Here is a 21,969-nt window from a genome sequence, read left to right on the forward strand (position 1 = left end):
CAATCAGGCGATGCCGGACTGCACACTCATTTGCGCTTCAACTCCATGACAGTCATCGCGCCGTTCACCTGATCGGCAGCGAAGAGGATCTGCTCGCCGGCCTTGAGCTGGTCGAGCCAGGCTGGATCCTTCACGCGGAAGACCATGGTCATGGCGGGCATGCCGTTCGGTAGCGGCCCATGCGATAGCGTGAGCTTGCCCGCCGATTTGTCCACCTTCTTCACTTGGGCCTCGGTCAGCGTCGACGGGGCCGTCGTATGTCCGCCATGGCTGTGGGCATCGGTCGGTTGAGGCTTTTCGTTGCCGGCAAGGGCCGGCAGACTCATCGCAGCGAAAAGGGTGGCCAGGGCCATCGAGAGAGCTGTTTTCATAAGGGCGTCGATCCTTGGTGGTGTGAGGTCAAACCGTTGCAGGCAGCTCGGGAATGCTTGCCGGAAAACGGGGCGAGCCATGCGTTGCAGGAAAAGGGAAGCCCATTGTGACAACGCCACCCCGACGGGAAGCTGTCCTCAAGATTACTTTTTCGTAATGTTCAGGGGCCCGTGCAGCGTGATTTGCACCTCATTGTTGTGTGCTTGGCAAAACTGGTTTGCCGTCACACTTCTGTTTCAAATCGTCGAGTGAGGTTACAGTGCGGGTATCGGCGTGCCGATTCAACCCTTGTGTTTCAAGACCAGTCCCAGAATGAGTGAAATAGCCCCCCAACTCTCGTATGTCGGCTCCTGCGAACTACCCACGCAGTGGGCCAAGTTTCAGCTCCACGGTTTTGTCGATGAGCGAACCGACAAGGAACACGTTGCCCTGACCCTGGGCGATATCGCCAACGGCGAGCCGGTGCTGGCTCGCGTCCATTCGGAATGCCTGACCGGCGATGCCCTGTTCAGCCAGCGCTGCGATTGCGGTGCCCAGCTTGAAGAGGCGCTGCGGCGGATCGCCAAGGCCGGCAGGGGCGTGCTCATGTATCTCCGCCAGGAGGGACGCGGCATCGGCTTGATCAACAAGATCCGAGCCTACCAGTTGCAGGATGGTGGGGCCGATACCGTCGAGGCCAACACGGCCCTCGGTTTTCCGGCCGACATGCGCAGCTATGAGCTGTGCAAACCCATGCTGGCGCACCTCGGCGTCACTGCGCTGCGCTTGATGACCAACAATCCGCGCAAGGTCGCCGCGCTGACCGACGTCGGCATCGAGGTCGTCGAGCGTGTTCCGCTGGAGGTCGGCAACACCTGCTGGAACCAGCGCTACCTGTCCACCAAGCGCCGCAAGCTGGGGCATCTGCTTACGTCCGAAAGGGCATGAACGCCGCGTCACCGACCGTGGTCGAACTGTTCGCCCATTACTGGTCCGCGAAAGAGATCGCGGTCAACCTCATCGTTTTTGCCAACCTGCTCGGGGCCTTGCTGCTCGGCCTGTTGGTGGGCTATGAGCGCAGCTACCATGGCCGGGCCGCAGGGATGCGGACCTACGGGCTGGTCTGCATGGCCTCCTGTGCGCTGACGGTGATCGTCGGTTATCCGGGGTCGTGGTATGGCGGGAGCGCGCTGGCGGAGCTGATCGGACATGCGCCGCCCGACCCCACGCGGGTCATTCAGGGCATCGTGTCCGGCGTGGGTTTCCTCGGCGCCGGCGTGATCATGAAGGAAGGCCTCAACATCAGCGGCCTGACCACTGCCGCCTCGATCTGGTCTTCATCGGCGATCGGTGTGCTGGTCGGAGTCGGCTTTTATTCGGCGGCGATCCTGCTGACATTACTCTCCGCCGCGCTGATGATGTGGGCCGCCAAGCTCGAGCAGTGGCTGCCCTCCCGCCCGGCCGTGTCGATCGCATTGCGCTTCCGACCGGGCTTTCATCCCAATGAGGCTGCGCTGTCCTCCATCGCCCGGGCCCGCGGCTACGTGTTGGCCACCGGCTCCATCCAGATCCATCGCTCCCGCGACTGTGAAGAGTGGCGCTATGTGGCGGTCGCTCTCAACAAGGAGTCGGCCGTGTCGATCTCCGCCTTGTCTGCGGAGTTGCGGAACTTCGACGGAATCGAGGAGTTTCATCTCTCCTACGCGCGGAACTGACGGCCGTCTGATTTGTCGAGATGCGCCCATGGGCATGGCGTATCGTTGCACACCAAGCTAGAATGCCGCCCTCGCTCTCCGTAGTTCAATGGATAGAACGGGCGCCTCCTAAGCCATTTCGGGAGGTGGCAAGCAGAACCTAAGTTGTTGATTTCATTGGAAATTACACCTCTGAAATCCACTCAAATCCACCCTGTTCCAACCCACTCTTGGAACAAATTTGGAACGTGTATCGGGAGCAACAGAAGGCTTGAGCAGGTCAGGCAAGGCGCTGAAAAGCGTGCCCCAGAAGCAAAAACAGGTAGCGCATGGCTACCTATTTTTTTGCCTGAAAGATAGCGTGGTGCTATTCAAGGAGTGGAGCCCATAGGGCTCGTTTGATGGTGCCCCCGACACGAATCGAACGTGTGACCCTCTTCTTAGGAGGAAGATGCTCTATCCACTGAGCTACGGGGGCCAGCAAGCTACTATAGCAGCACTAGAAGACCTTAGACAAGAATGAGCTAGAAGATGGTAGAGCAGCAACTTATTGATTATTTGAGAGTAAGAACCAAAGGCAAGTTGTTGATGTCGCCTGAACAACTGGCTGAGGAAATCGGCATCCCGACCAAGCAACAATCAAAGTTGCGAAAAGAAGGCCGGTTTCCTATCCCGTTCAAGAACATTGGACGGCTGGTCTACTACTCTATCTATGATGTAGCAAACTTCTTGCTCAATGGTGAAAGCACACCTTCAACACCAGTTCCAGAAGAAGCACCAGAACCGATCCAAATCAAGAAGAAGCCAGTCAAGTCCAAGGCACCAGTTCAAGACTTGTCCCACATCTTCATGCTGCGTGCCTTCGCGCAGTCTTTGGAAGAGCGTGCTACAGCTATGCTTTCTTTGGCAGAAAACTTGAAAGACTATGCCAACAAGAAGGAGATGATGGAGAGCTTCAGCACGAAATTTCCCGCCAAAGGGATCACAGGTGATACCGGCAAATTCTAGAGGTTGCTTTTTCGAGGAAAAATCAACTAGCCTTGTTGACGCACCTTATTCTTGCTCATAGAGTACAGCCATCAACAAGCCGAGCACTGTAGAGCTTGTTGAGAGGCAGAACCTTCAAGCACTACAGTCTTACTTCATTGGAGAATTTTTGATGGCTGAAAAGAAGCTGACCCTTGCTGAAATCCTTGCCAAGCGCAAAGAGTTTGAAGAGATGGTGGCAGCACAGATCGAATCCGAGCGCCCCGCTGCGCTTAAGGCTGTTCAGGAACAGATCAAGCTCTTCAGCTTCACCGCCAGTGAACTTGGACTTCAAGCTACACCCACCCGCACTTCTCCTGCTGCCAAGACTGTCGGCACTCGCACCATGACCAAGCCGCTGAAGTCCAAGGATGACATTGGCCTGACTGGTGTATGGCTGGCCCATCCCCCCAAGTTCTTGGAGCTTGAAGGTGCCTTCACCACCTACAAGTCGGGCAAGTCCGTTGATGCATGGCTGGTCAATCCTACAGACAAGACCATCAAGCTCAACTTCCTCAAGAAACTGTCCAGTCGTGAAGGCAAGGTTCCCACCAAGGAACAGTTGGGCGAAATTACTGAAGCTGAATTCAAAGCAGCGTAAGCTACACCTTCAAATAAAAAAGCACCCTACTGGGTGCTTTTTCTTTGTTCAGTCAATTTTACTCAAACCTGAACTTTGCTCCATCAAGGTACTCTTCAACGGTATCAACCCCAATCCAGCGACGATTCAAACCCTCTGCCACATAGCCAGTAGTCATTGAGCCACCAAACGGATCAAGAACGACATCACCTTCATCGGTCAGCATTTTGATGAAGAACTCTGGCAATTGAACAGGAAACCTTGCTGGATGAATTTTCACTCCAGCTTCCTTGCACTTCTTGGTGTAGCCATCATTAGCAGCATTGTTCCCCATCTTCAGCACATCAGAAGGCGTATCTTCATCAATGAAATTGGGAGGAATAGAGCCACCGTTATGAACCTTGTCAAAGGATTCGTTGATGTTGTGCCCTGATGGTCGCACGGTAGTCTTAACCCCCTTGGCAGCAAGCCTCAGCATGTCCTTGCTGTAGGGGCGCAACACCCTTCGGTTGTCTGCCTTGGGGTGCTTCCCCTTGCTGAACCAGAAGACGTACTCCACCGAATCTTTCACACGAACCCGCTTCACCGTCACCCACTGAGCAGGAACAGGCATCTTGGCAGGGTTGTACCAGAACGTCTCTTGTGCGAGCCTGAAACCGACCTCTTCAACCAAAGCCACCACTAGCTTAAAATGGTAGATCGACCGTGAGGGCTCACCCGGATTCCAAGTGCCGCCGATGTTCAGTACAAAGCTACCGTCCTCGGTTAAGACCCGCTTGATCTCTTTAGCGAACTCAACGAACCATTCAACATAGTCTTTCTGACTCACATTGCCGTACTCTTTCTTGAAATGAAGAGCATAGGGTGGAGAAGTAAAAACCAGATTCACTGAATTATCAGGAATAGATTTCATAACTTCCAACGAATCCGCATGGAAGATAGCGCCGTTTTTCGATTTGAAAAACGGCTTGTAGCCGTTGACAAGATCAACATGCGAATCCATCGCACTTGTTGAAAAGTCAATTTTTCGTTGAGCAGTCACAGAGTCTGAAGATTTTTTTGAATGACAAGTATTGTGGCGTACATCCTCAAGGGGGAGCAAGTCGAGTGAACACAGACCTTACAACTTTCCTGAACACCCTGCCCCATGAGCAGCAGCAGGCCCTCTTTCAGCAGCTACGGCAGCGGTTCACCATCCACCCACTTGAGCAGCAGTGGAACATCTCGGCAGAGTTCATCCTTGAAGCGATCTCGCAGAGCCAGGACATCACCAAGCGAGGTGTTAGAGGCATCATTGCGGAACTGTGCTTCAACACCTACATCCTTGGCGCCATGCAGCAACGTGGCTGGACTCACCATCCACAGGTAGGCGACCTTCCCTATGATGCACTGATTTCTCATCCCTCATGTGGTCAGATCAAGATACAGACCAAGAACCAACGGCTTGAACGAGGGACTCCAAAGTTTGCCAACGGCCCAATGATCAGGTTCAACCCGGCTGTTCATGGCTGGTTTGTCTGTGAAACACAAAAAACAAGAACAGGCAAGGATAATGAAGGACAAGACACCAGACCCTACCGTTATGGTGAATTTGACATTCTTTCAGTCTGCCTTCATCCATCAACGGGCGATTGGAGAAGGTTTATGTTCTGTCCTGCTCATACCTTGATTCCACGGACAGACTTTCCAGACTTGATAGCCGTTCTACAACCAGTTGCACCGACAAGGCAAGCAAACTGGACAGACAATCTAGAAGAAGCCATTCAATGGCATCTAGAAAAAAGGCAATTCAACTCTGGATCACTAATCTAACGCAAAAACAAAAAGCCAGTCATTTGACTGGCTTTTATTTTTTATTGACTCTTGACAATCCGAAGATTATTTAATACATCAATAATATCAGTTTCTCAGGCTGGTGATTCAATAATATGAATTTTTGGCAAAATGTCAATACCAAATATAAAAGAATTGCCCAACAAGGAAATTGTTGGGCATTTTTTATGCCCATGAAAGACAAGTTGAAGTGTTATATGTCCGTGGGCAACAAGAGTGATCGTAAGACCCATGACTCAGCATCGGTCAACTTGGGAAGAAGACGGAATTTTAGGAATGCTTGTTCTTGGTTGCACAGCGACGAATGAAAAGCAGAACTTGAGTGATACGGGCATCAATTAGCAACCAGGAAGAACCCTGTGGCCCACACAACAAGCAGTCTTGAATTTCTGGAAGTAGTCAGTCAGTCATTTGTGTGACGAAAAGAGCATGGTTCATTAAAGTGAAGTAGTTTGGCAAAATTACAGCGATACGGCATAAGGTAAGTCCGAACGGTAGCAGGTGAGAAGCTACCACCACAGCCAAACGAACGAGCCCAATAGCACAAATGCCACTATTAATATAGTGGAGCCTCTTTCAAGCTACTGACGGAGCATTGTTCATACCCAATGCTCCAGCAAGCCAGATGTTGGGAGGTGCGAGCAATACAGGTTTAGGCTTAGTTCAGAGATGAACGTCTTGGATACCCTGCACCCTGCTGTTAGATTAGCAGAAAGAAACCAAGATTCGGAAAGGTTACTAACAGCCTCATGGGCCGCAGTTCAATTGAATGAATTCGGCAAAGAGCAACATTGCTCTGGAACTCAAATTTGTTGAGAATTTTCCAGATTGCAAGGGATAAGGCTTTGCCGCAGTTTTCGTAGAAAACAAGGCAAAGCAGGCACTTTATATAAGGATGAATTACTCATCATCCAAACAAAAATGATGATGACTCAGGTCAGCAAAGAAGAATCTCGTAGAGATTCTATGAAATAGAACAAAATTGGAAACGGCGAAAATTTGACTTTCCTTTTCAATTGATTATGCTTTTAGAAAAGGAAAGATCATGCCTAGATACATAAGAGAGTTTATTACCGCAACCGTATTTTTCTGCCTACTATCTGCTTCTCAGGCAGAAGAAGGCTTCTATGTGCCAATTCCAAACCTGGAACCTATCAGCTACAACCCACTGACCACCAACTACAACCCAGATTATGACTACTATCCAGGACTGATGGCTAGACAAAGTCAAGGTGAATCTAGTTCTGTCGTTGGAGCAGGCAATGCCAAGTCATCTCAAATTGCAGAAATCCAATCTCAAATCGCAGAACTAAAAAGGCAAAGAAATCTACCAGAAAATGATTGGTCTAAGGTTCCAATGAAAGACATGTTTACAGCAGCCTCAAGGTCAAGACAGATCAACACAGACATTCAAAACCTTGAAGACAGGTTGACCACTTTGACAACAGGCCAAGCACCTGTGAGGGTAGTAAATCAAGCAGCACCAAGAAGATCAATAAATTGCTACACATATGGTCTTGGCAATGCATTCACGACCTGCAATTAAAAAAAGCACCCGAAGGTGCTTTTTTAAAATCTAACGATTTATTTTGGAAGAAATGAGCTTCCACATTCATGGCAAAGATAGCCGCGATCATTGAAGGCTTGCCAAACTGGAAGGCGTTCTTGATATGCCTTGTTCCTCTTCATGTAAGCGCGAATCTCCCACGCCCACCAAGCCATGATGCCCAGCGTGATGAAGGCCAGAGGCTCTTTGCTGAAAAGCCAAGGGCTTGTCGCCAGTGACATGACTGCACCTGCAATGATCTCCAGCTTCTTGGGTTTCTTTGGAGGTGCAAAACGTGCGGCTAAGTGAGTTTGGCTTGTGCTACTGGTGGTTCCTGCGAAGACTCCAGCACCTTCAGTGCCAAGACCCATTCCATTGACAGCCCCTGTGCTGTATGTGGTTCCAGATTGAAGAACTGCGCGGATAGCCTGTGTATGAGTACCACCGCATTTTGGACACTGAATAGCCATGATTCCTCTTGTTGCCAGGTTGAATGCTTCGCTGATCTAGGCAAGGCTGTACCAACCTTGCTCTATCAACCCAACTTCTGGGGTTGATACTCGACTTTAACGCATGTTCATCTTTGCGGGTTGACAGGCAACCATTGAGGTTGTCAAGGATCGTGGAGAGAGCATGCCGCCACAGAGCAACCAGCATGGAGAACTGTTCAAGAGCATTGGCCGCACCCTGGCCCAACGACGTGAAGCTAAGGGACTGACCCAGGATCAGGTGTCTGAAGCCCTCCAGATCGGCACAGAGGCTGTCTCACGCATGGAAAGAGGACTCACCATGCCCACCGTCCAACGCCTGGCAGAACTGGCCGAAATCTATGAGTGTGGCATCGATGAGCTATTGATCGCCAGCAGTACTAGAACCAACGACCAGGCCGAGCTGATCTCTCAGGTTCTCCAGACACTTCCAGAAGCTGATAGAGCCATGATTGTGGAAGTGGTGCAGAAGATTGCCGCCCGATTGAAGGATCGTCTCTAGACCCCGAAGAAGGCTATGGATTTATGGAGGATATGCGCTGCATACCGGCATGCTTGCCGTGGATAACTCTTACGAGTTTCCCACCGCGCACACCTTCGCCCACAAGCTCCACAGCCACCGACCACCACCTTTTTGATCTTCTCTTCAAGACAAGAGAAAGTCATAGAAGACGAGCCGATTATCTTTACGATCTTCTTCTTGCTTTCTCATGATGTGGGGCACCAGCGCTTGACGCAGGTAGTGGTGTCGTTACAGTAGACATGACCGATTGGAGAAATCATGTTCTCACACCAACCAGGAGCCACACAAAACACCGCCCCTCATGATCTTGAACAAAGTATTTTGTCTCAATGGATCACCAAGCAGCCGGCCTTCAAAGAGGCTTTTTCTAACCTCCCCAACTCTGGCAACTCTTTCTCACCAAGCCAGATTGATGCCATTATTGCTCTTCGTAGGAAGAGCGCTGAAAAGCACTCCCATGACTGACCAGTCACCCTTGCCAACAGACGAGGAAATTTGGGATGAGCTTTTGAACTCCGAGGCCAGCAAAAGGTTCTTGGACAAGCAAATCAAGGAAGCCGAAAAGCTTCTAGATCAAGAAAACAACTAAAGCACCTTCGGGTGCTTTTTTCTTGCCTTACCATCTGATTTTTACTCCTGAAGCGCTTTCACCTTCTAGGTACTTCTTGCGCATAGCAAGTATCCTGCTTTCAACAGCCTTTACAGGTCTGTCATAGTCACTTCTTACCTCATGAAGCTTCTTGGGGTTGAAGGCTTTATTTTGGCGATTGAACTCTTCTTCCGAGAGCTTGACGGCACGGTTGTACCACTCCCTAGTGCCGTCAGCGCCTTCCACCGCAGGCCCATCTTCACGGTGTAGTTCTCCTGCCTGATACCACGCAGTGGCACCACTTGTGGCTTCTACGGCTGGCCCATCAACACGGTGCAGACTGCCATTGAGATACCAGTAGCAACTGCCGTCAGCGTTGAAAACGGCGGGGCCATCTTCACGGTGCCTGGCACCACCAACCCACCACTCCTGACTTCCGTCCCCCCAGATAACGGCTGGGCCACCCGTGCGGTGAAGGTGTCCGTGGACATACCAAGACTTGGTGCCGTCAGGCTCAATACAAGCCGGGCCATCTTCACGATGAAGCTCATCGTTGAAATACCAAAACTCTATGCCGTCTTCTTGGTAGCGTCCATTTTTCATGCACACCTCCGCATCTTAATTATTCACAGACTAGCGCATTTTTTAAATCGATCAATCTGTTGACGCTATCGGATCTCATCCTACGTTTTCCTTGGCCTCACCAAATTCCCATTCATGGATCTTCATCTTCAATAGGCGCACAATTCGTTTTGTTGATTGACGTAAAAATAAATCAACATACAGCGATCAAATCCCAAACAGCGACGACCCACTCAATACCTACTTGATGCAATTAGGCATCTTGAAAGGAGGGCTAAACATGACTTAAACAAATTAAATGAAAGGAGTCCAATTATGGACCGCACACAACAAAACTTCGTCGGCGTCAGTTCCCTCTCCAACATGGATGGACAAGAAGGTCTTGCCACTATTCCCAGCAACTTCGTTGACTTGGTGCTTACCGATCCTCCCTATGGAATCGCAGACGCCACCAAGCTCACCAAGAAGGGCAGTGAAATCGTCAGTACTCAGGAAGCATGGGGCCATGACTTCCAAGACAGTTGGGACGATGTGGACGATTACTATGAATGGCTTAAGCCATTCATTGCGGAGTTCGTCCGCGTTCTCAAGGACAACGGCTCTCTGATCCTTTTCCTTGATCGCAAATACACAGGCTTGATTGTTCGCAATCTGGAAAAGCACTTCGCTTTGAATTTCAAGAACAAAATTTACTTCAGGAAGAAGAACCCCGTTCCCAGCATTCGCAAGACCAACTACCGCAGCACCATTGAAGAGGCGGTGTGGTTCACCAAGGGCAAGCAGTACACCTTCAACTTCGGCGCACAAGCCGACATGGTGCAGTTCTACGAGGGTTCCATTGGCAGGAAACAAACCGAGCACCCAACGGAGAAGTACCGCTGGATGGTGGAACCTCTCATCAGGAACCACACACGACCAGGTGACGTGGTGTTGGACGCCTTCGCAGGATCTGCCACTACTTTGGTTGTCGCCAAGCAGCACCATTGCCACGCCATCGGCTTTGAGAAGGAACCTCGCTTCTACGAGATGGCCAAGGCCCGCCTTCACGCGCACCAGCTTGAGTTTGCCTTCCATGCACCAGAGGACGAGCCAGCCATCGTGGCCGAGCTGGACGATCTCATGGACGCCGAACTTGCCCAAGTGGCAGCAGCGTAAGGAGAACGACATGAAGACAACTACATGCCTCCAGTACGTCATCAATGGAATGGGTCAGAAGCTCTTGGACTTCGCAAAGTCTGACGCCGGTCGACCACTTGTCTACGCCTTTAAAAATCTCATCGTCGGGCGTGATAACCAGGTCAAGGCGTTGATCAGCGCGAGCAATAGCTACTACATGGTTCAAGCAGTGATTCAAATTCAAGGGTTGCCCAAAACACCTCAGTCTGTCTTCGACTTCATGAAGAGCAGTGAGTTTGACAAGCTTGACCAAGAAATCGTGAATACGGTGGAGAAAAACTTCGCCATGCTTATGTCACGACTGACTAAGCAGCAGAGGAAGGAACTTGAATCTTTGTTCTTCTAAACAAAGGCACCCAACTGGGTGCTTTTTGTTGACTAAAAACTCCTATTTGCTATAAATAATAGACAGGAGACAACATGAACAACAAAATAACAATAAGAGCATTCCAGCATCTATCTTTTGAAACCTTGAAAAATGGGAAAATCATTCCAAGCATCTCAAGCGAGGTATGTGCAGGAGAACAGAATCAAACTATTCTTGACGGGTCACTATCGCTAGATGTAGCGCTTGACAGAATGATTGAAGGAAAGATATTGGCGGATGAAGCCGTGAGGGACAAAGACAGAGAAATCTTGCTCTCTCAAATTAACTCTATCCTAGAAGTCGTCAAAGCAAAGCGAAAGAAAATCGCCGCCCTTCCACAGTTTTTCGAATCATCACTGGGCGTGGGAAAGATGAAAAAGCCATAAAACACAGCACCCACTAGGGTGCTTTTTGCTTATTCTTCATGGCTTTAAGATGAACAATTTTCCGCATTTTCACTATTTCATCTACTTCCGGGGTCAACGTCCTATGAAGTTCAAGCATAGCTTGGCTCACTAGGCAACCTTCACACCAATATTCTTCCACGCGACTCTTCCCAACACCGCGAATAACAGCAGGCCCATCCTCACGATGAAGTCGACCCTCCTTCATCCACTTCTTAACTGTGTTGTCTACAACGCACTCCAAATTGACAGGCATACCGAACCTTCTTTGAAGCTTCACCCATGCTAGCGCGCTTCACTTGATCTGTTCGCCTGTTCTAGTCAAAATCATATGAATTTAACTAGCACTGTCCCGAATGAGCCGCCAACTTCAACTAAGACATCTTGTGGGCCAACGCATAGCCAAGAAGCGCAGAGATGCAAAGCTTGTCCAAAAGCAAGTGGCGGAACAGGTGAACCTGAGCACAGAAGGCTACGCTAGGTATGAACGAGGCGACAGTTCTCCAGACGTTGAGTTGCTGGATGCGCTGGCTAAGGTCTTTGGGTGCTCTGTTGCCGAATTGGTCGTAGAGACCAGCGTTGGCTTGTCAGCACAGGCCCAGCACATCGCAGAACTGTTGGATGGCGTGTCCAGCAGCGATAGGGACGAGATTGTCAAGATTGTGGAGAGCATTTGTGCTCTGTCGCACAAGAAGCAGAAGAAGGCCCCCAGTCCGTTATAAGGCCATCCCTGCCGGGGAGCACCCACTTCATTTTCAAGCCTGGGTCAGACTTGAAAATAAAGCAGGTCGATGGCACACCTTCTACTTGGCTACATCGAACTGCAAGACCTCTTCAAAGACTCTGTTTCGAGCCTTCGCATCCTTGATCAATGCAGAAGCTGGCATGACATACAAGTGAAGTGGTATATCACTTGTAGAGCCAATTTTGTAGTCGTTATAAACGACTCTATCATTCAACGAAAATACATCCTTGAAGCCTGTTTGCTTCATATCTCTATAAAAGGCATCATCAATTTCTACCACTGAGAAAGCAAAGACTTCCAGCACGGTAGAAATTCTGTCCGCAAGCTCACTGGCATAAAGCCTGCATTGCATGAGGGCCTTGTTGTTCTCAAAGATGTCAGCACCCGGCTTCTTGAACTCAATGATCACCAGCTTGTTGGGGTGATTTTCGTCATCCTTGGAGAAGAAAGCCGCGACATCGGGACGACGTTGCTGCTTTTCGGCAACCGACTGCCCCACCTCTTCAATAATCTTGGCTAGTGTCTCGTCGCTGTAGATGTTGGAATAAGACAAGAACTTGTCGTCCACCAACCAAACGTTGTTCTCCCTGATTTCGCTACCGTCCGTGCGCTTGGGCAGGATCGCATTGTGCAGTGCATCTTCTGCGCTGCTGGGAGGCATCTTGGCTAGTGAATCGATCACCAACGCCCGGTGAACAATGAAACGAGCAAGGTCTTCGCTCGCCAGGTGCGAAACATCATCCCAAGACACTGGACGGCCACTTTCCAGCGCATCAATAAGCTGATCTTCTCTCCTAGCCTGCTGGGCACGGTAGGTCTTGACCACCTCGTCGGCATCCAACAGTGACGCATTGCCACCCAACGAATCAAGCTTGATGAAGGGGTAATACTTCTTCAGCTTGTCAACGTTTTGATTCTTGAACTGATCGACGTCACCTTCAGCGGCTTCGTCAATCATCTTCATGCATTCCTCGTGAATACGAGGCGTCAACTTCTCACGGCTAATCGGTGACACCATATCCACGTCTTCATCTGTCTTTGGCAGTTCAAGGCGTTGGCGTTCAATGTTTGATCGTTGATTGAAGTAGTCTGACGTGACGAAGATCAGATGGCGGCAAATGTCAAAACGCTTGCTGATGACGTATTCCTCAATACACAGTTCATCAGCACAGAGCATCGCTACTATGCCTTTTCTTGGCGGCTCATCTCTGAACAAGTAGCAGTTGAATTTTTGATCCAAAAATTCAAACTCTCTTGTCAACTCAGCCTTGATAGCTTCACCAGAAAATGTGAAATTATCATCAAAAGGCTGTCTTGAGTTGTGGGTAAATTTCAGTGTGATGCTGTGGCCAGCTTGATGCTTGAGGAAGAGAAGAAGACGAAGATCGTCACAAATCGCATTTACCAACTTGGTGACTTGGGTGTTGATCTTCTCTTTTAGCTCCATCAAGGTAATGCTGGTGCTGACTGCCCCATCAGCAGCCGACTTCTTAACATCATCCAACTTGAATTCTGGCGTGTAGTCGAACTCAACCAGTTCACTGGAAAGCTGGCTCCTGATCTTGACGGACTTGGCATATTTAAGAAATGCCAACCGCCCAACACCTTTACCACCAATGCTATCTTTATGACCAGTACAAACTTCATCAAAGAAATTCAGATTCTCAGGGGTAAAGCCTTCACCATCATCGACGATGGTGATCGTTTCAAGCACCCGTCTTTCTTCAGTGCCCGGAGTGAGTTCTTGTTGCTTCTCCGAGAAATGAAGATCAACTGAAATTTGTTTGCTTCCCGCATGAATAGAGTTGGTCAATGCCTCCCTAATCACATCACGAGCACTAACACCACCCTTATAGTGTTCAGCGATGAACTTTCTTAGATTGATTCTTGCCATCGATGCTCCACTAGATAAAGGTCATATGGCCTTTAGAAAGACCATCAATCAACTAGTAAATTGTACCTTGCGAGCGTTGATCTAGGCAATGCTCCCAGAGTGTGCGCACGCCAGTGAGAACGCTCCGACGTTCCTTGACCACGTGAGGCCGGGGCCGCCACCAGGCGTGTGCGCTACAGGTGGATCACTCCACCACCAAAGAGCCGTTGGGCAGCTTGTTCTTTCGCACGATGGAAGAAAGCACCACATGAAGCTCTTGGAGCCTTTGGACCTCATCTTGAATGGTGAAGGCTTGAACCAGATCTCTTAAATCTGCTACGGACACAAGCAATTCAGATTGGGTGGTCAATGTGTTCTTGTCATATTGAAACACGAAATCACTCATCCACATCTCTCGCCAGCATTTTCTTAAACCAAGCTTTCTTCATCTCTTTAGCCAAGTCCTTTGCAAGCAAAAATTCAATTCTCTCTTCAAGACTCACCCCCATTACAGGATAAATTCCTTTTGCCAGCGCACGAGTTTTTCTTGATATGCGAGCCGCAATTCTTACTCTTTCATTCATATCTATAAATTCTTCATTATTCTCCATCGTCATGTCCTCCAATATTGTTTGAATCAAAATCACTGAGGTCAATGTTTGACTGCCCATCTTTTGCTTGCGCCACATATTTGGTTAGCAACTCACTAGACATCATTTCTTTGAACCACTGATTTTTTGACATGCCGTCAATATCACGCTTCAACAATTCTTCTACTCTTGATTCCAGTGACCACCCCTGACGCAAGTAAGCCATTTTGCAAATCATATATAGATCCTGCTCTACCCTAGCCCCGATTCGTACTTTTGGCTTTCCTTCCACAACCACTCCAACTGGCTTCTTTGGCATTCTTTTTCTTGTTGCCATACTTATTCTCCTTGTGCTATCTGCACTTCTTGTTTTATCAAATGAAATAAGAATGTCAACGCTCACATATGCCATCAAGCACATAAGGCACATGTACGCATAGTGTTTTCTCAGAATGGTGGATGACCACTCATTACATTTGGTGTAGTGCTTGCTATTGTGTTTTTTCGCATTAGCGTACGAGTGTTCATCTCAAAATGCGTACGATGATTATGAACATTCATCTCAACATCACACTATTGCTATAGTGTATTTTGCGCACTTCAAACGACATTCCTCATACATTGTCAATTCGTGTGTTGTTGACTTCGATTTTGGTCCTGCTAGGATTAAATAAAGCACCGTTACTCTAACCCCCTACAAATTCAAAAAATGGGGAAAAAGACATAAAGCAAGGTCAATCAATCCTACGTACACCCTTTTAGGGTTGTTCTTGGTTTGAATATCGTGGGTTTCACCCACACCCGCTGCTGCGCGAGGCTCGATAAAAACAACAATAAAGGAGGCCCCAATGGCACACCCCATAAAAGAAAAAGACCCGACTCTCAAAAGAAGGGCGGGCCAAGTTGGCGTGGAAGCCAACAGAAAAATTCGCAGCAAGCGTTTTGAGATCAGGTTCACACCTGAAGAATGGGTGGCACTCCAACAACGTGCCAGTGAAGCAGGCGCATCCTCAACAGCGATCTACGCTCGTTCTGTCTTGCTTCCATCTAACCACTTAGCTGACCAAGAGACAAAGGCAGAGCACAAGCTGCGTGTTCAGCTTCTGGCGTCTCTAGGAAAGATTGGCAGCAACATAAATCAGATAGCTCGTTCACTGAATCGCATGAAGATGTGGAACGACACCACAAAAGGTATGTTCCAGGAACTCACCAAGATTCAGGAAGGAGTGAGCACCATAAGTCAGTTATTCAAGGAGAAGAAATGAGCACAACAAATGGAATACCAGATGATTATTCAGGAGTAGTGAAATTCACATTTACTGAGACTGACTTTGCTACTGGCGCAGAAAAATCCGCCATCTATACAAAGCACTATCGCAACGGCGAACTACACAAAGAAGATGGCCCTGCCGTTCTGCTTGAAGGCAAACCACATCAATGGTGGGTTCATGGCCGTCAATACTCTGAAGAGGAGTACGACCATTTCTTAGAGAAGAAGGCTCTCAAAGAAAAGCTTGAGTCCAATCTTGGTGAGAAAGGAAGCACCAGCAGAGGAAAGATATGAACGTGACCATCTTTCCTACTGGCAAAGGTGGTGCGGAATCAGCCGTTAGATACCTACTCAGCGACACTGACCATGCTGGCAAGAAGCGCTCTGTCATGCCTGAGATCTTGTTTGGCGATCCAGACACCTTTACAGCAATCGCCAACGCCACAAAAAGGCAGCACAAGTACACCTCTGGGGTCATCGCCTTTCGTGACCACGAAACGATTACACCTGACCAGGTCACCACCCTCATCGAGACATTCCGTGCGACGTTCCTACCTGGCCTGAAGGTGGATGAGAACTTCGCTGACTTCTGGGTGATGCACCGTGAGAAGGGAAACGTGGAGCTGCATTTCCTAGTTGCCAACACCGAGTTGGTCAGCACGCAGCAACTCAACATCCATCCACCGGGTGAGAAGAACATTCAGTTCTTCAATGCCTTCAGCGCCGTCATGAACGACAACTTCGGTTTCGCGCAGGTGGTGCCTGATCCACTCAAGATCAGCCTCAAGCCGTTTGAAGCGAAGTCACCCAATGGGAAGAAGGACAAGAAGGCCAAGGACGACTTCGCCAAGGTGCTGCACACCGAGATCGTGGGTGGCTTCATCAAGGATCGCAACCAACTCATTGGCTACTTGAAACACCACGGCGTGGACGTGCCTACGATTGGCACCGACTTCGTGACCGTTCGCCTACCTGGTGCGACTAGGAACACCCGTTTGAAGGGGCCACTGTTCACCAAGGGAAGCGACTACGCCGCACTCGTGGCCGAACACCACCAGTCCAAGATCCCGAAGTTCTTGACCCCTGCCGAGGCCCAGGAGCAGAAGGACAAGCTGATTGCTGGCATCGAGGCTAGGACTGCCTTCAATCAGCGCCGCTACCTTACCCCCAAGCCTGGCGCGAAACGCAGTCACAGAGCCAGCAAGCTACCTACTGCCAACCTTCCACACCGTATAGCACGCCGCAAGGATGAACAGGATCAGAAGGTCAAGCCTGTGCCCACCAAGGAGATTCGCAGCACTCTCAAGGATCAGCTTACCCAGTTGAAGGAGCAGGCCGATCCTGCCAGCAAGATGCAGACTGCAAATCTTCCACACCATGTAGCACGCCAACAGGACGAACGAGACCCAGTGTCAGGTGTCATGGGTGCTGGCGCCGTTGGTGGACTGGAAGCTCAGATAGGCAGCTTGTCCATGCAGTACCACAGCCTTCTTCTCATGCTAGTGGGCGCTAAAGGCAGAAGAGCCACCCAGATCAAAAGCCAGCTTATGGCTTTAGAGCAAAAGCTATCGGCCTTAAATCTTGAGCTTGAAAAGAAGAAGCTTCAAGCCAAAGATCCATTGAAGCCAATAATTACATAAAGCACCTTCGGGTGCTTTTCTTTCGGTTGGGGGTGATTAGTTAAAATCATATGATTTTAACTTGAAAACATAAATTCTCCTGCTATATGTACAGCAGGAGAATTATCAATGATAAAGAAAAAGAACAATGCTTACAGTCTGATCAAAGCCAATACACCAAAGCTGGCACTCATACATCATGCCACAGGATTTTCACCCAATCGCCTTGCCTCGCTGTTTTTAAAAATCACTGCGCAAGAAGATCTAGTTATCCAAAAAAAGTCAAAAGATGGATTTTGGGATTGGAAGTTGGCAGACGATACCGCCTACAAATATCTCAAAAAAGAGATTGCGGCATATCTCAAGAAGAACGCTGACACGCCAACCTTCCAGATCATGCTGGAGAACTTTAACACTAACTACCTGACAAAAGACTACTTTGGAGAAGACTACCAGTCTTTGTTGAACACCTACCAATTCCAAGAAGGCCCTTTGAAAGACTTCGTGCGTGAAGCCTTCATAGCGACCAATCCCATCACAGCAGGAATGTCACCCAAAGAAAGAGCCGTACGCAACCAGAGGCTTGGCAAGATTTCTGTGAAGCACTGGATCGGTGACATCACCAACTACGACTACTTCAGCCAAGCGCCTGGATTCATGATGAAGAATGTTCAGCAGGCCCTTCAATACATTGACCTCTACATCATGAATTTGCTCAATGAAAAGCAGCTTGATAGCGAACTGAGCAATCTCTCAGTCAATCAAAGACTAGAGACAAAGCTTATCCCTAAAGCATCCACGATCAAAACCAAGCTCTTAAAAATCTAGAACAATCAAAGGAGACAAGAAGTAAAAAATCACCCCGAAAGGTGCTGCTTCATTTTTTCCCAACAACCAAGGTCGAGGCACTTACATTTTTTATGAATGGATCTGGAGCCACTGACGAGAGCTTCTGATAGCTATCCCAGTTTGACGCCTTGTTGATTGGAAATGAATTGAATGAACCGTCCTTGAAAACAATTCCAATGTTGTAGGCATCTGATCTCACCAGGAAGACTTCTTCACTATCAACGGCGGTAATTTTCTCTTCAGCATCAACAAAATTTTCAATCACGATTTTTCCAATCAAACGGAGAAAAATTCTCCTGATTTTTTCTATTAACCATTTCATATGCCAGTCTCCTTTGAGAACAACATATAAAACCTATTTACCCTGTCAAGTGCCGTAGGCAAAAAAGGACCGCTTCGTCGGGTCCTCCCGGGGCATTCAAGAAGACAGCCTATGCTATCGAGTTTTTAACAGCCCAAAGCTTACTTCCAATGTCGCTATGTCTCAAGGTGGCATACCGCTTCAAGGTTTCAAGCTCAATATGTCCAGAGATCTTGCTAATCTCAATGTCCGTCAAGCTGGTGTTGATGAAGTACCAACTGACAGCACAATGCCTCAAGTCATGGATCTTGAAGTTCTCAACTTTGGCATTCTTGCAGATCACCTTGAACCTATTGCCCAGCGTTGAGCTATTGGTCCAGTAATCGCCAAAGACAAGCTGCTGTTTTTCCGTCTTCAGCTTCAGCAGCCTATCTTTGATGAAGTGAAAGAATTCGGGCCGCAACGGCACCTTCCTGTCTTCTGCATTCTTCTTCTCTGCGATCTTGGTGTTTTCCTTCGGAACGAAGATGTAGGAAAGGTGCGGCTTCTCTTCGTTCAGGTGAATGTCACTCCACTTCATGAGCAAGCTTTCACCAGCGCGCATGCAGGAGTAATACTGCCAGAGCATGAAGCACTTCCATTCCTCCTGCTTGACATACATCTTGTCCGTGGCAGCAAGCAGCCTATCAAGCTCACCTTCTTCAAGAATTCTGTCTCGTGGCTTCCAAGCCTTGGGAGGCGGATTGTCATCAAAAGGCTTTCGATCAAAGGTGTAGTCCATGTGCTTAGAGTGCCACTCCAAAGCGTTCTTGATCACATAGTAGATTTTGCGAACCGTGCCTTCTGCGTAGGTCTTCTTGACCAGCTCCCCAGAAGCTTCATCCTTAACCATGTTCGCTTTGAACAAAGGGTGGGCCTTCTTCTTTTTCTTTTGGTCAGGCACTGGCTGTTCAAGCTTGGTCTTCAGGTAGATGGCAAACGTGCCAGCCTTGAAGCTTTGGAGGGGCACTGCGCCGATCTCAACCTTGAGCTTGTTGATCGTGTAGAGCTTCCCTTTCGCCAAGGTGTTGTGCTTGATGTAGTCGTCAAAGATAGTTCCAAGGGTCATCTTCTTGACCTTGGCAATGTCTACCGACTCACCCCTGTCCAACTTGGTCTTAATGTCACGGATGAACTTCTCAGCCTCCTTCTTGGCCTTGAAGGTTTTACTGACTTTCGCCCCAGCCTCACGGATGCGCACGAGGTAGGAGACGTCACCGTTCGTGCCCACTCGTTCTGTGATCAACTTGCCTGCCATTGCTATCCCTCTCCATTCCTGTCCCTTCCAGTCACCACGTTGGTACTTGGAACAAATTTGGAACATTTGAAGTAGGATAGCGTACAGATCACCCCTAAGTGCAAGTCACAAAAGGGATTTTTCAACTTACGTTGGTTCCCTCCTAAGCGCCAGATACAGGTTCGATTCCTGTCGGGGGGACCAGATAACTGGTTCAGGCAGTCTCAAGCAGCATCAGAAACACACGAAAAGGCCCGCGGTTGCGGGCTTTTTCGTTTTCCGGGCGTATCGTACTGTGTCATCGCATACCCCTGAATCTCACGGTTTCCGGGGGTACATCTGGGGGTTCTTTTTGATACCCCTGACTTTTGGTCGTGCAGATACCCCCAGGAGGCGTCTTTGCCCCTTACTGATACTGCAGTCCGCAGGGCCCCGCCGGGCGAAAAGCCCTACAAACTGGCGGATGAGAAAGGCCTGTTCCTGCTGGTCGGCGCCAAACCGGGGGCCCTGTACTGGCGCTTCAAGTACCGCTTTGCCGGAAAAGAGAAGCTGCTCGCCCTCGGCGTGTATCCGGAAGTCTCCCTGAAGCTTGCCCGGCAGAAGCGCGACGAAGCCCGCCGCCTGCTGGATGCCGGTACCGATCCCAGTGAAGCCCGCCGCACCGAGAAGATCGCCCGCAAGGTGGCGGCCGACTCCTCCTTCGAAGTCGTCGCCCGTGAATGGCACGAGAAGCAGAAAGGCGAGTGGGTGGAGACTTACGCGGCCAAGGTGCTCACGTCCCTGGAGCAAGACCTCTTCCCGAGTCTTGGTCGTCGCCCGATCGCAGAGATCAGCGCCGCCGAGATGCTGGCCACGCTCAAGAAGGTCGAAGCCCGTGGAGCCCTGGAGACCCTCAAGCGTGTCCGCCAGCGGGCCAGCGACATCTTCCTGTACGCCATCGCCACCGGCCGGGTGGAGAACAACCCGGTCACCGGCCTGCACAAGGCCCTGAAGACCGCATCGGTAAAGCACCGGCCGGCGCTGCACTCAACGGGGATGCACGAGTTCTTCATCCGCCTCGATGCCGTCCGTGTCACCGTCCAGGTGAAGCACGCCATCACGCTGCTTGCGCTCACCTTCCTCCGGCCCGGCGAGCTGCGGGGTGCCCGCTGGGAAGAGATCGACCTCGATGCCGGCACCTGGATTGTCTCGGCCGAGCGGGACCGATCCCGCGGCCTGGTGGGCATGAAGATGAAGGAAGAGCACACCGTATCCCTCTCCACTCAGGCGGTGGACATACTGAGGGAGATGCAGAACATCACGGGCCACCGGGACCTGGTCTTCCCGAACCGCAACAACCCGAAGCGCCCCATGAGCGACGGCACCATCAACAGTGCCCTACGGGCCATGGGATACGCTGGCGACGAAGTAACGGGCGCCGGCTTCAGAACCACCGCAACAGGCGCCTTGCTTGAAATGGGTTGGCGCCCAGAAGTGATTGACCGGCAGCTGGCACACCGGGAGCGGAAGGAAGTGTTCGGCGCCTACTCGCAACAGGCGGAGTATCTCGCCGAGCGTCGGAAGATGATGCAGCAGTGGGCCGATTGGCTCGATGCCGCGAAGAGCGGCGCCAAGGTCATCCCCTTGCACGGAAGTGCCGCCGCATGAATTGAAGATCAACCGAGCAGCACGCCGCGCCTAGGTCGGCCAACCGAAAACGGGGACACCTTCGCCCCGCTGGCGCGGCACCTTTTTCTGGAGGACGCAGGAAGGAGCGTGAAGCGTGCCGAATTTGTCGTGGAAGAAAGCGGTCCGCCTAGCTGGGCTTGATCTTACGGATGAGGAAAGGGCCACAGATGATTGGCCGGATGCGTTTAGTTTGAAGCAGATCGCCATTCTTCAATATCCCGGAGATAGGACGCGGAGAGGCGGACGAGGAGCCCAGAAAGATCGAGAAGCGTTGCTTGAAGTACTGGAGACTTCTGTTAAGGAAGGGGAAGTGCTGACGGAACAAAGACCCCGCAGGGTCGAAGTGCTCCGGAATATTCCTATAAAGCGATGCCCTCACGAAGGCGTCGATAAACCTGTCAGTGGAGTCACTAACGATTTTTGGGTTCGGGTAGGCGGCCGCTTCATGTCGGTTCAGGATTTTGAGACCATTTATAGCCATCCCCTTACACACAACTCTCCAGCCTGTATGCTTCATGCCAAATAACTGACGAGGCTGGCTGATGAGTTGGGCGAGAGACGAGTTCGGGACGATACAGCTGGGCGATCGGCGGTTGAACAAGCGAGCGGTTCTGCTGGC

General features: G+C 50.1%; 28 protein-coding genes and 1 tRNA gene. 18 read left to right on the plus strand and 11 right to left on the minus strand.

Translation table 11 applies throughout. The features are described 5' to 3' along the window. Window positions 1-26 precede the first annotated feature (26 nt). A complete protein-coding gene (locus B4920_RS12710; RefSeq protein WP_079435055.1) occupies window positions 27-371 on the minus strand; it encodes a copper-binding protein in 345 nt (114 codons plus the stop codon). A gap of 313 nt (window positions 372-684) precedes the next feature. Here B4920_RS12710 and ribA point away from each other — a divergent pair, with 313 nt between their 5' ends. Both ribA and B4920_RS12720 read left to right on the plus strand, forming a co-directional pair. After that, the gene (gene ribA / locus B4920_RS12715; protein ID WP_079435056.1) at window positions 685-1,299 is read left to right on the plus strand and encodes a GTP cyclohydrolase II; all 615 of its coding nucleotides are present in this window, start codon (window positions 685-687) and stop codon (window positions 1,297-1,299) included. After that, the gene (locus B4920_RS12720; RefSeq protein ID WP_079435057.1) at window positions 1,296-2,066 is read left to right on the plus strand and encodes an MgtC/SapB family protein; all 771 of its coding nucleotides are present in this window, start codon (window positions 1,296-1,298) and stop codon (window positions 2,064-2,066) included. Before ribA ends, B4920_RS12720 begins: the two co-directional genes overlap by 4 nt. A gap of 381 nt (window positions 2,067-2,447) precedes the next feature. Here the strand turns inward: B4920_RS12720 and B4920_RS12725 are convergent. After that, window positions 2,448-2,523: transfer RNA gene (locus B4920_RS12725), tRNA-Arg, on the minus strand. A gap of 53 nt (window positions 2,524-2,576) precedes the next feature. On the opposite strand from B4920_RS12725, the gene B4920_RS12730 reads away from it, so the two are divergent. Beyond that, window positions 2,577-3,053: a hypothetical protein gene (locus tag B4920_RS12730; protein ID WP_079435058.1), complete on the plus strand. Its 477-nt coding sequence runs from the start codon at window positions 2,577-2,579 to the stop codon at window positions 3,051-3,053. A 151-nt stretch (window positions 3,054-3,204) separates the two neighbouring features. Further along, window positions 3,205-3,672, plus strand: a complete 468-nt coding sequence (locus tag B4920_RS12735; RefSeq protein WP_079435059.1) for a hypothetical protein — start codon at window positions 3,205-3,207, stop codon at window positions 3,670-3,672. Between the two features lie 58 nt (window positions 3,673-3,730). On the opposite strand, the gene B4920_RS12740 is transcribed toward B4920_RS12735, so the two are convergent. After that, window positions 3,731-4,693, minus strand: coding sequence for a site-specific DNA-methyltransferase (locus B4920_RS12740; protein WP_216819860.1), 963 nt, complete (start codon window positions 4,691-4,693; stop codon window positions 3,731-3,733). Between the two features lie 65 nt (window positions 4,694-4,758). On the opposite strand from B4920_RS12740, the gene B4920_RS12745 reads away from it, so the two are divergent. Beyond that, on the plus strand, window positions 4,759-5,463 hold the full coding sequence (locus B4920_RS12745; RefSeq protein ID WP_079435061.1) for a hypothetical protein: 705 nt from the start codon (window positions 4,759-4,761) through the stop codon (window positions 5,461-5,463). 1,066 nt (window positions 5,464-6,529) lie between these two features. Next, window positions 6,530-7,030 (plus strand): hypothetical protein, encoded by a 501-nt coding sequence (locus B4920_RS28780; RefSeq protein ID WP_139379501.1) that lies wholly within the window; start codon window positions 6,530-6,532, stop codon window positions 7,028-7,030. A gap of 38 nt (window positions 7,031-7,068) precedes the next feature. Here B4920_RS28780 and B4920_RS28785 read toward each other — a convergent pair whose 3' ends face one another. Beyond that, window positions 7,069-7,500 carry a hypothetical protein gene (locus B4920_RS28785; RefSeq protein WP_139379502.1) on the minus strand — a complete coding sequence of 144 codons (432 nt, stop codon included), beginning with the start codon at window positions 7,498-7,500 and terminating at the stop codon, window positions 7,069-7,071. Window positions 7,501-7,663: 163 nt separating this feature from the next. Between B4920_RS28785 and B4920_RS12750 the strand changes: the two genes are divergently transcribed. Together B4920_RS12750 and B4920_RS28790 are read left to right on the plus strand one after the other, a co-directional pair. Next, window positions 7,664-8,020 (plus strand): helix-turn-helix domain-containing protein, encoded by a 357-nt coding sequence (locus B4920_RS12750; RefSeq protein ID WP_079435062.1) that lies wholly within the window; start codon window positions 7,664-7,666, stop codon window positions 8,018-8,020. Window positions 8,021-8,299: 279 nt separating this feature from the next. Next, window positions 8,300-8,506, plus strand: coding sequence for a hypothetical protein (locus B4920_RS28790; protein ID WP_139379503.1), 207 nt, complete (start codon window positions 8,300-8,302; stop codon window positions 8,504-8,506). Between the two features lie 151 nt (window positions 8,507-8,657). On the opposite strand, the gene B4920_RS28795 is transcribed toward B4920_RS28790, so the two are convergent. Continuing rightward, on the minus strand, window positions 8,658-9,233 hold the full coding sequence (locus B4920_RS28795; protein WP_139379504.1) for a hypothetical protein: 576 nt from the start codon (window positions 9,231-9,233) through the stop codon (window positions 8,658-8,660). A gap of 294 nt (window positions 9,234-9,527) precedes the next feature. Here B4920_RS28795 and B4920_RS12760 point away from each other — a divergent pair, with 294 nt between their 5' ends. The 4 genes from B4920_RS12760 (at window position 9,528) to B4920_RS12770 (ending at window position 11,881) form a co-directional block, all read left to right on the plus strand. Further along, window positions 9,528-10,367, plus strand: coding sequence for a site-specific DNA-methyltransferase (locus B4920_RS12760; RefSeq protein WP_079435064.1), 840 nt, complete (start codon window positions 9,528-9,530; stop codon window positions 10,365-10,367). A gap of 10 nt (window positions 10,368-10,377) precedes the next feature. Continuing rightward, window positions 10,378-10,734 carry a hypothetical protein gene (locus B4920_RS12765; protein WP_216819861.1) on the plus strand — a complete coding sequence of 119 codons (357 nt, stop codon included), beginning with the start codon at window positions 10,378-10,380 and terminating at the stop codon, window positions 10,732-10,734. 74 nt (window positions 10,735-10,808) lie between these two features. Next, window positions 10,809-11,141, plus strand: coding sequence for a hypothetical protein (locus B4920_RS28800; RefSeq protein WP_139379505.1), 333 nt, complete (start codon window positions 10,809-10,811; stop codon window positions 11,139-11,141). 374 nt (window positions 11,142-11,515) lie between these two features. Continuing rightward, window positions 11,516-11,881, plus strand: a complete 366-nt coding sequence (locus B4920_RS12770) for a helix-turn-helix domain-containing protein (RefSeq protein WP_079435065.1) — start codon at window positions 11,516-11,518, stop codon at window positions 11,879-11,881. An 81-nt stretch (window positions 11,882-11,962) separates the two neighbouring features. Here the strand turns inward: B4920_RS12770 and B4920_RS12775 are convergent, their stop codons facing one another. The 4 genes from B4920_RS12775 to B4920_RS28810 form a co-directional block, all read right to left on the minus strand. Continuing rightward, window positions 11,963-13,798: an ATP-binding protein gene (locus B4920_RS12775; RefSeq protein WP_079435066.1), complete on the minus strand. Its 1,836-nt coding sequence runs from the start codon at window positions 13,796-13,798 to the stop codon at window positions 11,963-11,965. Between the two features lie 184 nt (window positions 13,799-13,982). Then, window positions 13,983-14,183: a hypothetical protein gene (locus B4920_RS12780; RefSeq protein WP_079435067.1), complete on the minus strand. Its 201-nt coding sequence runs from the start codon at window positions 14,181-14,183 to the stop codon at window positions 13,983-13,985. Further along, window positions 14,176-14,388: a hypothetical protein gene (locus B4920_RS28805; RefSeq protein WP_139379506.1), complete on the minus strand. Its 213-nt coding sequence runs from the start codon at window positions 14,386-14,388 to the stop codon at window positions 14,176-14,178. The genes B4920_RS12780 and B4920_RS28805 overlap by 8 nt, the downstream gene beginning before the upstream one ends. After that, entirely contained in the window at window positions 14,378-14,770 is a 393-nt protein-coding gene (locus tag B4920_RS28810) for a hypothetical protein (protein ID WP_139379507.1), read from the minus strand. Before B4920_RS28810 ends, B4920_RS28805 begins: the two co-directional genes overlap by 11 nt. 445 nt (window positions 14,771-15,215) lie before the next feature. Here B4920_RS28810 and mobC point away from each other — a divergent pair, with 445 nt between their 5' ends. The 4 genes from mobC (at window position 15,216) to B4920_RS12795 (ending at window position 18,084) form a co-directional block, all read left to right on the plus strand. After that, window positions 15,216-15,632, plus strand: a complete 417-nt coding sequence (mobC, locus tag B4920_RS12785) for a plasmid mobilization relaxosome protein MobC (protein WP_079435068.1) — start codon at window positions 15,216-15,218, stop codon at window positions 15,630-15,632. Beyond that, complete coding sequence (locus B4920_RS28815) at window positions 15,629-15,931, plus strand: hypothetical protein (RefSeq protein WP_139379508.1); 303 nt, start codon at window positions 15,629-15,631, stop codon at window positions 15,929-15,931. Before mobC ends, B4920_RS28815 begins: the two co-directional genes overlap by 4 nt. Then, window positions 15,928-17,277 (plus strand): hypothetical protein, encoded by a 1,350-nt coding sequence (locus B4920_RS12790; RefSeq protein ID WP_079435069.1) that lies wholly within the window; start codon window positions 15,928-15,930, stop codon window positions 17,275-17,277. Before B4920_RS28815 ends, B4920_RS12790 begins: the two co-directional genes overlap by 4 nt. Window positions 17,278-17,385: 108 nt before the next feature. After that, a complete protein-coding gene (locus B4920_RS12795; protein ID WP_079435070.1) occupies window positions 17,386-18,084 on the plus strand; it encodes a hypothetical protein in 699 nt (232 codons plus the stop codon). Window positions 18,085-18,133: 49 nt separating this feature from the next. Here B4920_RS12795 and B4920_RS28820 read toward each other — a convergent pair whose 3' ends face one another. Beyond that, window positions 18,134-18,427 carry a hypothetical protein gene (locus B4920_RS28820; RefSeq protein ID WP_139379509.1) on the minus strand — a complete coding sequence of 98 codons (294 nt, stop codon included), beginning with the start codon at window positions 18,425-18,427 and terminating at the stop codon, window positions 18,134-18,136. A 109-nt stretch (window positions 18,428-18,536) separates the two neighbouring features. Then, window positions 18,537-19,703, minus strand: a complete 1,167-nt coding sequence (locus tag B4920_RS12800; RefSeq protein ID WP_161493297.1) for a site-specific integrase — start codon at window positions 19,701-19,703, stop codon at window positions 18,537-18,539. A gap of 378 nt (window positions 19,704-20,081) precedes the next feature. Here B4920_RS12800 and B4920_RS12805 point away from each other — a divergent pair, with 378 nt between their 5' ends. Beyond that, window positions 20,082-21,329 (plus strand): integrase arm-type DNA-binding domain-containing protein, encoded by a 1,248-nt coding sequence (locus tag B4920_RS12805; RefSeq protein WP_079435072.1) that lies wholly within the window; start codon window positions 20,082-20,084, stop codon window positions 21,327-21,329. Window positions 21,330-21,892: 563 nt separating this feature from the next. Continuing rightward, window positions 21,893-21,969, plus strand: a 77-nt coding sequence (locus B4920_RS30960; RefSeq protein WP_139379456.1) for a transposase DNA-binding-containing protein, incomplete at its 3' end; no start/stop codon positions are given.

This window comes from Zoogloea sp. LCSB751 (assembly GCF_002028455.1).
GTDB lineage: Bacteria > Pseudomonadota > Gammaproteobacteria > Burkholderiales > Rhodocyclaceae > Zoogloea.